The organism is Flavobacterium sp. T50_26 (assembly GCF_057652995.1).
Genome location: NZ_JBYFCC010000009.1, coordinates 3827 through 17197, shown reverse-complemented (window position 1 = coordinate 17197; position 13371 = coordinate 3827). Strand labels below are relative to the sequence as shown.

Sequence of the window (13371 nt, the reverse complement as noted above, 5' to 3'; positions counted from 1 at the left end):
TATGATTGAAATTATTTTAAAAATAGTCATTTGTCAATTTGTTTTTTTGCTGATTTATGAAACCTTGTTAAAAAGAGAAACTTTTTTTCAATGGAATAGAGTTTATTTGTTGGCAACAGCTGCTCTTTCGATTATTATTCCTTTTGTAAAAATAAATTGGTTTAGAAAACCGATTTCGGAAAAGGTTTCTACAACAATTAATGAAATTGTTTTGTATGCTTCGGCTAGTAAGAAAGAAAATAGTATTCAAATTATTAGTGAAGAACCATCAAATTTCTCCTTTTCCTTGGAACATTTGTATGTTTTAGGGTGCGTTGTTTTTGCGATATTACTTTTGCGGAAATTTTATCTTTTAAAACAATTAAAACAGAAAAGCACTAAAATTGTTTCTGAAGATTTTGTGGAATATAGAATTCCTGATTCGAAAGCTGCTTTTTCGTTTTTGAATTGTTTTTTTATTGGTGAAAATGTCAAAAACGAATCCTATTCATCAATTTTAAAACATGAATTGATTCATATTAAACAAAAACATTCTTATGATTTGTTGTTTTTTGAATTGTTGAGAATTTTTCTTTGGTTTAATCCGTTGATTTATTTGTATCAAAAATACAGTTCAGAAGTTCACGAATTTATTGCTGATCAAAGTATTGAAAAAAATAAAAAATATGAAATCTTATTACGGGAAGTTTTTGGAACAGAAAATTTTTCTTTTACCAATTCATTTTCTACAAAATCATTACTACAAAAAAGAATTATTATGTTAAACAAAAAATCTAAAAAAATGGCCGGACTAAAGTATTTATCGCTAATTCCAAGTTTGCTGCTTGTATTGTTTCTGTCATCATTGTTGGAAATTCAAGCTCAAGAACTGGAAAAAATGAATGATGATGAAATGAAGCAATTTATTTATGATGAATTAAGACTAAAATCGTCAAAAGGCGAATCAGCCTATGAGCAATTGAGTCGCCTTATTGATAAAGAAAAATCTTCTGAAGATGAAATCCAATCAAAAGAAACATATTACAAATTTATGATGTTAATGAAATTAATGGCCGAAGAATCTATCGAAAAAGGCATCATTAAAGAAAGTGAGTTCCCAAACCTTACTAAAACAGGAAGAAGTTACGACGAATATGTTAAATGGAAAAAGCAAGAAACTGAAAACAACAAAAAATCGGAATTAATAAAAACAAATCAATATTTAGTTCCGGCTGATGTTTTGAATGAAGAAACCATTCCCTTTGCAGAAGTTGACCAAGTCCCACTTTTTGACAATTGTGAAAAAGACAAAACGAAAGAATGCTTTCAAAATGAATTACAAAATCATATCAAACAAAATTTTTATTATCCTGAAGAAGCAATTGAAAAAAATATTTCCGGTAAAGTTTTTGTCAGCTTTATTATTAAAAAAGATGGAGCAGTTGTTATCAAAGCCATTCGAGCTTCAGAAGAAATTTTAGAAAAAAGTGTTTATGAATTAATGATGAAAATGCCAAAACTAAAACCGGCAGTTCATCAAAGAAAAGAAGTAAATATGTCAATGTCTATTCCAATCACTTTTAAACTTGATGATAAAGAAGATGCTAAAAAGAAATAACATTATTCTAGTTCTATTTTACATTCTATTTGTTAATCTTAACGCTCAACACATAGAAACTGGCGATAATTTGTTTGCCGCTGGTTTTTATAACAAAGCCATTGAAAACTATTCGCTTTCCAAAGAAAATATAAAGGAATTTAAAATTGCCAAAGTGCATGAAGCTAATGGTGATTTTATAAATACTTTAAAACATTTAGAAAAATTTATCGCTATTGATAGTTTAAATTCTTCGGCAAATTTTATGTATGGAAAGACTTTGTTACATCTTAAAGAAACAAAAAAAGCGATAGCAACTTTTGAAAAACTAACCAAGGAAAACGAAAATCCAACCTACTTTTATTATTTAGGATTAGCCTATGAACAAGATTTAAAAATTATTGAAGCATTAAAAACTTTTCAAAAAGTAATTGAATTGGATGATTTTCATTTAAAAAGCAATTACAAAGTAGCCTTGTTTGAAATGCGAGCAGAACGATGGGAAAAAGCAACGCTAATTATTGACAAAATACTAAAACAACAACAGGAAAATACTGATTTTCTGTCATTAAAAGCACAATGTCTTTATGGAAAATCTGATTTTAAGAATGCCAAAAAAGCATTTGAGTATTTGATTGAATTAAATTTTAAAGAACAATTTGTCTATGAAAAAATAGCTCTTTGTTTACTGAAATTAAAAGAATATCAAAAATCAATTGATGCTTACGAAGCAATGATGATTCAATTTGAAGAAATTGACAATCCTGATTTTCATTATAATATCGGATTAAATTACGGCTATTTAAAAAATCTGAAAAAAGCAGAAAAACATTTTATGATTTCTAAAGAATTGAAAACGGCGACATTTGAAAATGAATATTTTTCAATTGCTCTTTTTAATCAAGAAAATGGAAATTTGACTAAAGCATTAACGTTTTACAAAAAAACAATTCAGGAACAACCGGAATATCTGGAAGCTCATTATCAAATTGCGATTATTACCGATGAAACTTTAAAAGATTTGGCTATAAAACTCAAAACATTCGAAAATTTGAAAGCTAAATTTCCTGATATGGACAGCGAAAAACTTTCCTATATCGATTATCGAATCAAAGCAATTAAAAAAGAAATTCATTTAAAAGGTTGATTTTTAAAAATAATTGTAATTTTGAACAAATTGTCTTTAATTATTTGACTTGAAATACTTTTGTTTTTTACTCCTCATTTCAATTTTGGTTTCGTGCCAATACTTCGAAAAGCGTGTGCCTTCGGAGGATGAATTATTACAAAAAAGATTGAAGGAAATCAATTGGAACGAAGTTACCGTTTATCCGTCGGTAGCGGAATGCGATAGTATTTTGGATAAAGAATTACAAAAAGAGTGCTTCTTTAAATACTTGACAGAAATCATTCACCAGAAAATTGCTCCGGATTCATTGCTAACCAACACAAAAATATTAGATACTATTGAGGTAAGAGTGACTGTTTTTCCGGATTCTAAAATCACGTTTGAACCGCTTTTTCCAACTGATAGTTTAGCTTACGATAAGCAAAAAACTGATAGTATTATCAAAGCAAGATTAACCGATTTTCCTAAAATTGAACCTGCACAAAAAGAAGGAATTCCGGTGAAAACTCAATTTATTTTGCCAGTTGTTTTAAAAACAGATTAAGATTTAAAACTTCTCCCCTTCCATTCATACTTTCCAAATAAGGAATAAAATGCTACGGCCGAACTGAAAAAAGGATAAAATAAAGCCGTTAACAATGTGTTTTTTATTTTTATCTGATAAAATCGTGCGGTTTGATTGGCTAATAGTAAATCGAAAATAACTTTTATAAGAAGTAAAATTATCATTTCAAAAAATCCGAAGAAGAGGAGAATTAAGGAAATGATAAAAGCTAAATTGGCTAAGAAAACTGTTAAAGCAACAAATTTACCAAAACTGGAAGAATATGCTTTTGATTTTCCAGCCCATCGCACGCGTTGCTGAAAAAGTTGAGACCAGCTTTCTGCAGAATTGGTTATAACTTGAAAATCTTGCTTTATTAAAAATCCAACTTTATCTGGAAAATTATGAACTGCTTTTTGCAATAAAAACACATCGTCCCCACTGGCAATTTCATTATTTCCATCAAAACCGTTTAGTTGATGAAAGAAATTTTTGGAATAGGCAAAATTGGCTCCGTTGCACATAAAAGCCAAGTTGAAATCAAAACTTCCTATCGTGACTGCTTGCAAACTAATCATTTCAATTTGCTGAAAATCGAATAAAAAACCGGACTTATTTAGAAAAAAAACCGGTCCGCAAACCATTTGTTTTTTGGTGTTTAATATGTAATTATTTAAATCTAAAAGCCAGTTTTCAGGAACTATACAATCGGCATCAGTGGTTATAATCCAATCAAATTTTGAATTTTTTATTGCTGTTTGAATGGCATCTTTTTTTGGCGAATTTGTTAGTCGTTCATTTACAACAGTCAAAACCCGAAACCCGCAACTCGCAACCCGAAAACCATCCACCGACTCATCATCTACCAAAATCACTTCAAAATTCTCAATCGGATAATTTAAATTTTCGATAGATTTTAGAAGAATGGGAAGATTTTCAGCTTCATTTCGAAAAGGAATAACTATGGAAAAAGAAAGTTTTTCTGTAGATGAATTTTCATTTGATTTTGGCACATTTTTAAATCCCATCCAAAAGAAAATCATCAAAAAAACATAAACCGAAATCACTAAAATTAGTAGGTAAATCATAATTGCAATTTTGGTTTAAACTTCATTACAAAAAGACTTCCAATTAGCACCGGAATAACTAAATTTAAAATCCACATTATAGTAGTTATTGAAACTATCGCCCATTGGTTTACTCCTAGTTTATCAAATAAAAAGACGGCTACACTACCTTTTATAACTACATCCATTACATGAATACTCGGAACTATAGAAGCCAAAAAATACATTGTAAAAATTGTCAAAATTGCATCCGGATATGGCAAATCGACTTGAAACAGTACTAATAAAAAATAAAATTGGTGAGAAAAAACCAGGTACCGAAAAATAGAATACTGAATATTAGCAAAATGTTTTCTGGAGGGAAATAGGTGAATTTTTCCAATTAGATTATCGATTGAATAGCCATAAAATTTCCATTTTTTAAAATAAATCAAACCTAAAACAAGTCCGAAAGCAAAAATAACCGGAAGCCAAAATAAAAAACCGGAAGTAAAATAATTTTCATCAAAAAGATTGGGCGACAAAATAAAGAAAAAAACACATCCAATTAGTCCAAAAAAAACGGTTACAATCATTTGTACACTGTTCCCTAAAAAATTTAAAAAAATGATCTTTTTTGTTTTTTCTTTAGAATAATACATGCCTTTTGCTATATATTCTCCTATTCGATTGGGTGTAAAAATAGAAGCGGTTAATGAACCCAATGTTTGATCGACAGCTTGTTTGAACTTAATTTTTGTAAAACTTGAGACTAAATTTTTCCATTTTAAACATTCCAATAACCAATTTAAAAATGACAAAAAAAGAATTCCTAAAAAACTCAGAAAAGTAAATTTTTGGGAAACCAAATGCCAATCGGACAAGTCTTTGGTTTTTAGTTGACTATATAAAAATGCTACAGCACCACAAACGATTAAAAGTTTGAGGAGAACCAAGAGGAATTGTTTAGCTTTGTAAGGAATTGAATTCATCAACACAAAGAAACAAACTTTAAACTTGAAACATTAAATTTTAAACAAAAAAGATTGGCAAACGAACGCATCATCTTAGGCATCGACCCCGGAACTACCATTATGGGATTTGGTTTAATTAAAGTCGTGAACAAAAAAATGGAATTCATTCAGTTGAACGAATTGATTTTGAGTAAATACGACGACCATTACACCAAGTTAAAAGTGATTTTTGAACGAACCATCGAATTGATTGAAACTCATCATCCTGACGAAATTGCGATTGAAGCTCCGTTTTTTGGCAAGAACGTACAATCGATGCTCAAACTCGGAAGAGCTCAAGGTGTCGCAATGGCGGCAGGATTATCACGACAAATCCCGATTACCGAATATGAACCAAAAAAGATAAAAATGGCCATCACCGGCAACGGAAATGCAAGTAAAGAACAAGTGGCCAAAATGCTGCAACAGTTATTAGGTTTGAAAGAATTACCCAAAAACTTAGATTCTACCGATGGTTTGGCGGCAGCGGTTTGTCATTTTTTTAATTCAGGAAAAATTGTTGGTAATACTAGCTATTCTGGATGGGATGCGTTTGTGAAAAATAATGAGAGTCGAGTGAAGAAATAGTGGTCAGTGGTCAGTTTTTAGTGATCAGTGAATCCCAGCATCGTTATACTTTCATAAAAAATTTATAATTATAAACCATTCAAAATATATGAAATTTCAAGATTTATTAGCCTATAAAAAATCATTATCTTTAGCAATGAACATTTTTGAATTATCAAAATCATTTCCAAAAGAAGAGATTTATTCTTTGACCGATCAAATCAGGCGAAGCTCAAGAAGTGTTTCAATAACAATTGCGGAAGCTTATAGAAAAAGAGAATATCCGAAACACTTCCATAGCAAATTAACTGATGCCGATGCAGAAAACTCTGAAACACAAGGATGGCTAGAGTTCTGTTTTGCTTGTAATTATATTTCCGAAGAAAAATTTAATGTACTAACAAACTTTAGTTTGGAAGTTGGAAAGTTGATAAACTATATGATGTTAAATCCTGAAAAATTTGGAGTTAAAAAATAATTGCCAGTTATCAGATTTTAGTAGTCATTGATAACTGAATACTGAAACCTGAGAACTAAATACTGAACACTTAAAACTGAACACTGAACACTTAAAATGTCCGGAATTTATATACATATCCCCTTCTGCAAACAAGCTTGCCACTACTGTGACTTTCATTTTTCAACTTCAATGAAGAAGAAAGACGAGATGGTTCTGGCTTTAGCGAAAGAAATTCAGTTGCGAAAAGAAGAATTCAAAAATGATGTTGTTGAAACCATTTATTTTGGTGGAGGAACACCATCAGTTTTAGCGATTGAAGATTTGAGGTTGTTGATTGATGCAGTTTATGCGAATTACAACGTTGTTGAAAACCCTGAAATTACTGTTGAAGCAAATCCTGACGATTTATCCTCCGATTTGTCATTCCGAGGAACGAGAACACGAGCAATAGCGAACTGGCGAAGCAATCTCTTTGAGGAACTAAAAGTAATCGGAATTAACCGTCTCTCCATCGGCATTCAATCCTTTTTTGAAGACGATTTAAAGATGATGAATCGTGCTCATAATGCCAATGAAGCCAAAAATTGTTTAGAAGAAGCATCCAAACATTTCGACAACATTTCCCTCGATTTAATTTATGGAATTCCGGGGATGAGCAATGAAAAATGGATTCAAAATATTGACACTGCTTTGTCTTTTGGCATTCCGCATATTTCGAGTTATGCGTTGACAGTTGAACCAAAAACCGCTTTGCATTCGTTTATTCAAAAAGGAATTATTTCTGCACCGGAAGACGAAGTAGCTCAGGAACATTTTGAAATTTTAGTTGAAAAACTGGAAAAAGCCGGTTTTATTCATTACGAATTATCCAATTTTGGAAAGGAAAACTATTTTTCTAAAAACAATTCGAGTTATTGGTTGGGCAAAAAATACATAGGAATTGGTCCGTCTGCTCATAGTTATGATGGCGAAAAGCGAGGTTGGAATGTGTCTAATAATACGATATATATCAAATCAATTCAAGAAGGAAAATTGCCAATTGAAACCGAAACGTTGTCCAAAACCGATCGATATAACGAATATGTGATGACGGGATTGCGAACGATTTGGGGAATTTCCTTAGATAGAATTCATACTGAATTTGGTCAAACCTATTTAGATTACCTCAACCAACAAGCTGCCAAATACATCGAAGATCATTTGCTTTTTGTAGATGAAAACATTTTGCGAACCACACGAAAAGGAAAGTTTTTAAGTGATGGAATTGCATCAGACTTATTTTTATTAAATTTGGAGTAATTAACCGCAAAGGTCGCAAAGGTTTACGCAAAGGACGGAGAGTTAAGGAATAAATAAACGCCAAAAAAAATTAGTATGACAGAAAATGAATTATCAAAAATTGTGGTTAATTGTGCTTTTAAAGTACATAACAGTCTTGGTCCAGGCTTATTGGAAAGTGCTTATGAAGAATGTCTATTTTATGAACTAAACAAAACTGGACTAAAAATTGAGAAACAAAAAGCTTTACCACTTATTTATGAAGAAGTGAAATTAGAGATTGGATATAGAATCGATTTAATCATTGAAAATAAATTAATTTTAGAAATAAAGTCTGTGGAATCATTAAATGATGTCCATTTTGCACAATTATTAACCTATTTAAAATTGACAAACTGTAAATTGGGATTACTATTAAATTTCAATGTCGCTTTAATTAAAAATGGTATTAAACGTATTGCTAACAACTTATAATCTCTTTGCGAACTCTGCTTAAAACTCTGCGACCTTTGCGGTTAAACAAAAATATGAAAGCAATAATCACGCACCAAAACAAAACCTTTCAAGTAGATTTATCAAAACCAATTGATATTTCACTTCCATTATCCAATACTGAAAACAATCCGATTGCTTGGTACATTGAAAAACCACAAATTGAACCCGTTCGTTTTGGCTCTTGGGTGGGAAGTGTGAAAGGCGGAGCAACAACTAATTTCAACAACATCTTTTTCAATCCGCACGGACATGGAACGCATACTGAATGTTTGGGACATATTACGAAGGAATTTTTCAGCATCAATCAAGCACTGAAAACATTTTTCTTTACGGCTCAACTGATTTCTATTCAATCTGAAAAACAAGGAGATGATTTTGTGATTACGAAAAATCAAGTGGAAAAAGCTTTAGGTAATTCAAATCCCGAAGCGATTGTGATTCGCACCTTACCCAATTTAAACGAAAAAAAAACCAAGAATTATTCGAATACCAATCCGCCTTATTTACACGAAGATGCAGCTATTTTTATTCGCGAAGAAGGTATTCAGCATCTTCTTATTGATTTGCCAAGTGTTGACAAAGAAAAGGACGAAGGCAAATTATTAGCTCACAAAGGCTTTTGGAATGTGAAAGACGTGAATAATTTAAATGAAGATGCACGAAAAAATGCAACAATTACGGAATTGATTTTTGTTGATGAGGATGTAAAAGATGGTTTTTATTTATTGAATTTGCAGATTGCTTCGTTTGAAAATGATGCTTCGCCGTCTAAACCAATTCTATTTCAAATTTTATAATTTAAATGATGAATATTGAACAACTCTACGAATTTTGTCAGTCCAAAAAAGGCGTCACCGAACATTTCCCCTTCGATGAAGATACCTTAGTTTTTAAAGTCGGCGGAAAAATGTTCTGTCTCACTTCTTTAAAAGATTGGGAAAGTAGAACTCCTTCCTTAAACCTGAAATGTGATCCTGAAAAAGCATTGGAACTTCGTGCCGAATACGATGCGATTAATCCGGGCTATCACATGAGTAAAGTGCATTGGAACACAATTGCTTTTCACAGTGATGTGGATGACAAAATGATGCGGGAATTGATTAACCATTCGTATGAATTGGTTTTCAAAAGTTTGACGAAGAAAATTCAAAATGAAATTCTTGAATTAGAAAATTAGGTAGTATTTTTGTGCTAAATTAGTTCTTACCAACCAAAATATAAAAAGCAACACAGCCATGATAGAAAATTTAAAGAAAATATTAAACGAAGATCAAGACCCAAAAGCTATCGAAAAGATTACAGCTAAGTTGCATAATCTCTTGATGACGAACGAAGAAATTGGCTACATCGCCGTTCAAAAAAAGCCTGCTGTTACGATTCTTCCCGACAGTATTGTGGTTACCAACAAAAGAATTTTACTATGCAAACCAAAAAATTTGGGTTTATCAATGGAATTTATTGATTATGATTGGGATGATATTTCGGCTAGTTTTGTGAAAGAAGGAATTTTGGGTGCCGAGTTCACTTTTACCACCAAATCGGATTTAACGCATACAGTTGATTATTTACCTAAAACCCAAGCCCGAAAACTATATACTTTTGCAAAAGAACAATTGGATTTATTGAAAAACAACAATGTCAATTCTTTTGTTTCGCAAGAAGAAATTGTGACAGATGAGATTTTGAATGAAGAAATTCCGGTTCAGCCGACCATTGAAATTGAAGAAATTGAAACGGAAGAAGTAACTAACTTTGCAGAGATTGTTCCGGTTTCCAATTACACCACTTATGAACAACCTAAAACAGAAACTCCCTCTTCAAGCTCAACTCCAGAGAGAAAATTGAGTGAACTGTCTCAAGATGAATTATTTGAAAAATTACAGAACTACAAAAAACTGCTCGATAACGGATTAATTTTACAAGGCGAATACGATAATTTTAAAAAAGAAATTTTGAGCTATATGTAATATAACCCTTCCAGCGTTTAAAACTCTGGAAGGATTTATTTTAAAACTAAAGTGATTTCTTCTGCTTCTCCACGAAACCATCGGCTTGCAACTCTAACAATTCGATAGCTCTTTTTTTCTTGTAATCGTATAAGCCTTTGTCTTCCCGAATGTCTGCATAAACTTTATCGTAAATAGATGCATCGGTTTGTTTTTGCAAATCACTTTGGTATTTATTTTGGGCTAAAACGTTTTTTACCGCCAATTCTCCTTCTTCCTGTTTAAAATCATATTCACCTTTGGGTGATAATAATTTGGCAATAATGGGTGAAGTTTCAATGGCTAAGAAAAGTAACATTATAAAAAACGACGGCAACCAGGGTAAATCTCCTAGGGCATTGATGCGAGCCATTAATCCATCAAAACCATCAATGATAGGTTGCGTTTCGGCTACTTTTTTATCTAAATCGGTTTGAAGCGTTTTACCTTTTGCTTCCAATTCAGTAATTTTTGTTTGATTAGTAGCTTTTAAAGCTGCTAATTCCTGTAAAGCAGCATCGTGTTTTTCACGTTTTTCTTTGTAAACCGGACCTTTACCGAGTTTTTTTGTGCCGGCAGTTCCTTCTGCTTCGGTGATGAAAACGGAATATAAATCGTTGACTTCTTTTTCTTTTTTTAAGATGTCTGATTTTAAACTATCGATTTGAGCTTTGTTTTGATCAACGTCAGACTGAAAATAATTGGCGACTTGCTTTTTATTATTCATTGCCATTTCGTTTTTTTCTTTCAACAAAACGGTATTAATTTCTTTTTCAAAAATTTTGATTTCCAATGGTTTTGAAATGACAATGGCTATGATAACCGCCAACACAATTCGGGGTGAAGCTTGAATCAATTCGTCCAGAAAACTGTCTCTTTTTTTGATGGTGGAAACAATAAAACGGTCGAGGTTGAAAATGAGTAAACCCCAAACGAAACCAAAAAATACAGCGGTGTAAACGTTATCAAAAACGGTGTAAAGTGCATAACTGCCGGCAATAAAAGCCATAACTGCCGTAAAGAAAACCGTGGCACCAATTCCGGCATATTTGTTTTGTTCGCCATTGGAACAACTTTCGATGATTTGCTTGTCGGAACCCGAACAGAGTAGGAAGAATTTTTTAAGCATGATGATTGATTTTTGATTGATGATTGATTAGTACAAATTTAACGCCAAAAGTTTCAAATTGTTGTAATTTGTTGAAAAATTGGTGATTAGTGGAATTTGTTTTAAGAAATGGGTTGATTGCACAGATTGCACCCGGGATGGCAGCGAAAAGCCCGGAACAAAAAAATGCCAATTTTCTCGAGCCAAAAAAGCGACCAACGGAAGCTCTTTTTGGGTTGTAGAAAATGGCATTTTTTGTGAGGACTTGCAGCGAACAGCCCGAAATGGGGCCAAAAAAAATCCGCTTACTCTAATGAATTAGCGGTTTTAATGTTTTGCGTCTTTGCGACTTTGCGAGATTATTTCACGCAAAGTCGCAAAGACGCAAATATCTATTTTGTTAAAAAAAGCGTGATGCTATTTACTCAACTCCACGAAATACTTGTAAAACAACGGAATGGTTTCGATTCCTTTTAAGTAATTGAAAATTCCGAAATGTTCGTTTGGCGAGTGAATGGCATCGCTGTCGAGACCAAATCCCATGAGGATGGTTTTGGATTTCAATTCTTTTTCGAACAGAGCGACAATTGGAATACTTCCGCCGGAACGCACAGGAATAGCAGGTACTCCGAAAGTTTCGGTATAGGCTTTGTTGGCCGCTTGATAACCGATGCTGTCGATTGGCGTTACATAACCTTGACCGCCGTGGTGTGGCGTCACTTTTACTTTTACCGATTTTGGAGCGATGCTTTCAAAGTGATTTTTGAACAATTCGGTGATTTCTTGCCAATCTTGGTTTGGCACTAATCGCATTGAAATTTTGGCAAAAGCTTTGCTGGCGATTACTGTTTTGGCACCTTCGCCAGTGTAGCCGCCCCAGATTCCGTTGACGTCTAACGTTGGACGGATGGAGTTGCGTTCGTTTGTGGTATATCCAGCTTCGCCATGAATATCATTGATATCTATTGATTTTTTATAGTTATCGAGCGAGAACGGAGCTTTGGCCATTTCGGCTCTTTCTTCCAAGGATAATTCTTCTACTTTATCGTAAAAACCAGGTATGGTGATGTGATTATTTTCATCATGAAGTGACGCAATCATTTTGGTCAAAACATTGATTGGGTTGGCAACCGCACCGCCGTAAAGTCCGGAATGCAAGTCGCGGTTGGGTCCGGTCACTTCGACTTCAACATAACTCAATCCGCGTAATCCGGTGGTAATGGAAGGTTGTTGGTTGGAAATCATTCCGGTATCGGAAATCAAAATTACGTCGTTGGCCAATTTTTCTTGATTGCGTTCTACGAACCAGCTAAGGCTTTTTGAACCTACTTCCTCCTCGCCTTCAATCATAAATTTAACGTTGCAAGGTAAGCAATTGTTGGCAATCATATATTCAAATGCTTTCACGTGCATATACATTTGACCTTTGTCATCGCAAGAACCACGGGCAAAAATGGCACCTTCGGGGTGAATCTCTGTGGTTTTGATAACCGGTTCAAACGGTGGTGAAGTCCATAATTCCATTGGATCGGGCGGTTGAACATCGTAATGTCCGTAAACCAAAACGGTTGGTAAATTCTTGTCGATGATTTTTTCTCCGTAAACAATTGGGTATCCGGGGGTTTCACACAGTTCTACGAAATCGCAGCCGGCTTTTTCGAGGCTGGTTTTTACGGCTTCGGCTGTATTGATAACATCTTGTGAATAAGCGGAATCGGCACTTACAGAAGGTATTTTAAGTAATTCGATGAGTTCGTTAATGAATCGTTCTTTGTTTTGTTGAACGTAGTTTTTTATGTTGTTCATAGTAAAATATATAATAAAATCAAAGATACAAATTGAAATTACAAATTCCAATTGGATAAATTTTTAGATTCTTCTTTGACACGGATTACACGAATTGTCACGGATTAAAAAATTTCACAAATCCTTTAAAACTTAAAAAATAGAAATCTCACAATTTTACTTCATCATTTGCACCCCTCTCCTTTGGAGATGGGTTGGGGTGAGGTTTATTTGACACGGATTGCACGAATTGTCACGGATTAAAAAATTTCACAAATCCTGTAAAACTTAAAAAATAGAAATCTCATAATTTTACTTCATCATTTGCACCCCTCTCCTTTGGAGATGGGTTGGGGTGAGGTTTATTTGACACGGATTGCACGAA

The 13371-nt window shown here is 33.1% G+C and carries 14 protein-coding genes; 10 read left to right on the top strand and 4 right to left on the bottom strand.

Translation table 11 applies throughout. The annotated features are described in order from the left end of the window. Position 1: 1 nt before the first annotated feature. The 3 genes from AC23MC_RS06815 to AC23MC_RS06805 are packed head-to-tail and all read left to right on the top strand — an operon-like array spanning position 2 to position 3249. Positions 2-1597 carry an energy transducer TonB gene (locus AC23MC_RS06815; RefSeq protein WP_487567653.1) on the top strand — a complete coding sequence of 532 codons (1596 nt, stop codon included), beginning with the start codon at positions 2-4 and terminating at the stop codon, positions 1595-1597. Further along, positions 1581-2723 (top strand): tetratricopeptide repeat protein, encoded by a 1143-nt coding sequence (locus tag AC23MC_RS06810; protein ID WP_487567652.1) that lies wholly within the window; start codon positions 1581-1583, stop codon positions 2721-2723. Before AC23MC_RS06815 ends, AC23MC_RS06810 begins: the two co-directional genes overlap by 17 nt. Before the next feature lie 49 nt (positions 2724-2772). After that, entirely contained in the window at positions 2773-3249 is a 477-nt protein-coding gene (locus AC23MC_RS06805) for a hypothetical protein (protein WP_487567651.1), read from the top strand. On the opposite strand, the gene AC23MC_RS06800 is transcribed toward AC23MC_RS06805, so the two are convergent. Next, positions 3246-4337: a glycosyltransferase gene (locus AC23MC_RS06800; RefSeq protein WP_487567650.1), complete on the bottom strand. Its 1092-nt coding sequence runs from the start codon at positions 4335-4337 to the stop codon at positions 3246-3248. The two genes, AC23MC_RS06805 and AC23MC_RS06800, sit on opposite strands and share 4 nt — an antisense overlap. Then, the gene (locus AC23MC_RS06795; RefSeq protein ID WP_487567649.1) at positions 4334-5251 is read right to left on the bottom strand and encodes a lysylphosphatidylglycerol synthase domain-containing protein; all 918 of its coding nucleotides are present in this window, start codon (positions 5249-5251) and stop codon (positions 4334-4336) included. Before AC23MC_RS06795 ends, AC23MC_RS06800 begins: the two co-directional genes overlap by 4 nt. 90 nt (positions 5252-5341) lie before the next feature. On the opposite strand from AC23MC_RS06795, the gene ruvC reads away from it, so the two are divergent. From ruvC to AC23MC_RS06760, 7 genes are all read left to right on the top strand, one after another. Beyond that, positions 5342-5896 carry a crossover junction endodeoxyribonuclease RuvC gene (gene ruvC, locus AC23MC_RS06790; RefSeq protein ID WP_487567648.1) on the top strand — a complete coding sequence of 185 codons (555 nt, stop codon included), beginning with the start codon at positions 5342-5344 and terminating at the stop codon, positions 5894-5896. Between the two features lie 88 nt (positions 5897-5984). Beyond that, the gene (locus tag AC23MC_RS06785; RefSeq protein ID WP_487567647.1) at positions 5985-6353 is read left to right on the top strand and encodes a four helix bundle protein; all 369 of its coding nucleotides are present in this window, start codon (positions 5985-5987) and stop codon (positions 6351-6353) included. A 96-nt stretch (positions 6354-6449) separates the two neighbouring features. Beyond that, complete coding sequence (gene hemW / locus AC23MC_RS06780; RefSeq protein ID WP_487567646.1) at positions 6450-7634, top strand: radical SAM family heme chaperone HemW; 1185 nt, start codon at positions 6450-6452, stop codon at positions 7632-7634. A gap of 75 nt (positions 7635-7709) precedes the next feature. Continuing rightward, positions 7710-8087, top strand: a complete 378-nt coding sequence (locus AC23MC_RS06775) for a GxxExxY protein (protein WP_487567645.1) — start codon at positions 7710-7712, stop codon at positions 8085-8087. Between the two features lie 53 nt (positions 8088-8140). Further along, entirely contained in the window at positions 8141-8905 is a 765-nt protein-coding gene (locus tag AC23MC_RS06770) for a cyclase family protein (RefSeq protein ID WP_487567644.1), read from the top strand. Positions 8906-8913: 8 nt separating this feature from the next. After that, a complete protein-coding gene (locus tag AC23MC_RS06765; protein WP_487567743.1) occupies positions 8914-9285 on the top strand; it encodes an MmcQ/YjbR family DNA-binding protein in 372 nt (123 codons plus the stop codon). Positions 9286-9343: 58 nt separating this feature from the next. Further along, positions 9344-10075 (top strand): PH domain-containing protein, encoded by a 732-nt coding sequence (locus tag AC23MC_RS06760; protein WP_487567643.1) that lies wholly within the window; start codon positions 9344-9346, stop codon positions 10073-10075. Positions 10076-10121: 46 nt separating this feature from the next. Here AC23MC_RS06760 and AC23MC_RS06755 read toward each other — a convergent pair whose 3' ends face one another. Both AC23MC_RS06755 and AC23MC_RS06750 read right to left on the bottom strand, forming a co-directional pair. Beyond that, positions 10122-11222, bottom strand: a complete 1101-nt coding sequence (locus AC23MC_RS06755; protein WP_487567642.1) for a DUF4407 domain-containing protein — start codon at positions 11220-11222, stop codon at positions 10122-10124. Positions 11223-11618: 396 nt separating this feature from the next. Next, a complete protein-coding gene (locus AC23MC_RS06750; RefSeq protein WP_487567641.1) occupies positions 11619-13007 on the bottom strand; it encodes a dipeptidase in 1389 nt (462 codons plus the stop codon). Positions 13008-13371 lie beyond the last annotated feature (364 nt).

Coding starts and splice junctions, on each gene's coding strand:
- AC23MC_RS06775 (WP_487567645.1), top strand. CDS start 7,710: ATGACAGAAAATGAATTATCAAAAATTGTGGTTAATTGTGCTTTTAAA.
- AC23MC_RS06770 (WP_487567644.1), top strand. CDS start 8,141: ATGAAAGCAATAATCACGCACCAAAACAAAACCTTTCAAGTAGATTTA.
- AC23MC_RS06765 (WP_487567743.1), top strand. CDS start 8,914: ATGAATATTGAACAACTCTACGAATTTTGTCAGTCCAAAAAAGGCGTC.
- AC23MC_RS06815 (WP_487567653.1), top strand. CDS start 2: ATGATTGAAATTATTTTAAAAATAGTCATTTGTCAATTTGTTTTTTTG.
- AC23MC_RS06810 (WP_487567652.1), top strand. CDS start 1,581: ATGCTAAAAAGAAATAACATTATTCTAGTTCTATTTTACATTCTATTT.
- hemW (WP_487567646.1), top strand. CDS start 6,450: ATGTCCGGAATTTATATACATATCCCCTTCTGCAAACAAGCTTGCCAC.
- AC23MC_RS06755 (WP_487567642.1), bottom strand. CDS start 11,222: ATGCTTAAAAAATTCTTCCTACTCTGTTCGGGTTCCGACAAGCAAATC.
- AC23MC_RS06750 (WP_487567641.1), bottom strand. CDS start 13,007: ATGAACAACATAAAAAACTACGTTCAACAAAACAAAGAACGATTCATT.
- AC23MC_RS06785 (WP_487567647.1), top strand. CDS start 5,985: ATGAAATTTCAAGATTTATTAGCCTATAAAAAATCATTATCTTTAGCA.
- AC23MC_RS06800 (WP_487567650.1), bottom strand. CDS start 4,337: ATGATTTACCTACTAATTTTAGTGATTTCGGTTTATGTTTTTTTGATG.
- AC23MC_RS06760 (WP_487567643.1), top strand. CDS start 9,344: ATGATAGAAAATTTAAAGAAAATATTAAACGAAGATCAAGACCCAAAA.